Raw genomic sequence first — 488 nt, 5'->3', positions numbered from 1 at the left:
AAGAAAAGAGGTACAAAAGTATATGGAGCGTCAGGAGTCAAGAATCAGGAATTAAGTAAAAAGAGGAGAGAGGAGAGAGGAAAGACAAGAGAGGTAAAAGAAGAGAGGTAAAAGAAGAGAGGTAAAAGAAGTACGAAGGGAAAACTGAGATTCTGAGGTGTCGGTTCTCCTCGGTTTTGAATTATGATCAAAAATATGGAAATTGAATTGTGAGCTATAAGATTTTAGTTCCAGTCATTATATAAAACGATACTAGACAATAAAAAATAGCAATAAGAAATAAATAATTCTGGGAATGACAGATAAAGAAATAATAGAAAAACTAAAATCCATTGTTACACCATATACTCAGCGGAAGGAAGGGCTGGAGAGCTTTAATGAGGAGACAGATTTCATTAATGACCTCAAAATAAATTCTGCTAACCTGGTAGATGTTGTGCTGGATGTGGAAGACGAATTTAATATTGAAATTGATAATGATGCCATGG

The 488-nt window shown here is 34.4% G+C and carries 1 protein-coding gene; it reads left to right on the top strand.

Features of this window, described 5'->3' with window-relative positions:
• Nucleotides 1-295: 295 nt before the first annotated feature.
• The coding region (locus RM529_RS17765) for an acyl carrier protein (RefSeq protein WP_311486062.1) at nucleotides 296-488 on the top strand (193 nt) is incomplete at its 3' end.

This window comes from Autumnicola edwardsiae (genome assembly GCF_031846505.1).
In the GTDB taxonomy this organism is placed as follows: Bacteria; Bacteroidota; Bacteroidia; order Flavobacteriales; family Flavobacteriaceae; genus Autumnicola; species Autumnicola edwardsiae.
The sequence above is the reverse complement of the archived record's forward strand: the minus strand, read 5'-3'. Positions and strand labels throughout refer to the sequence as shown.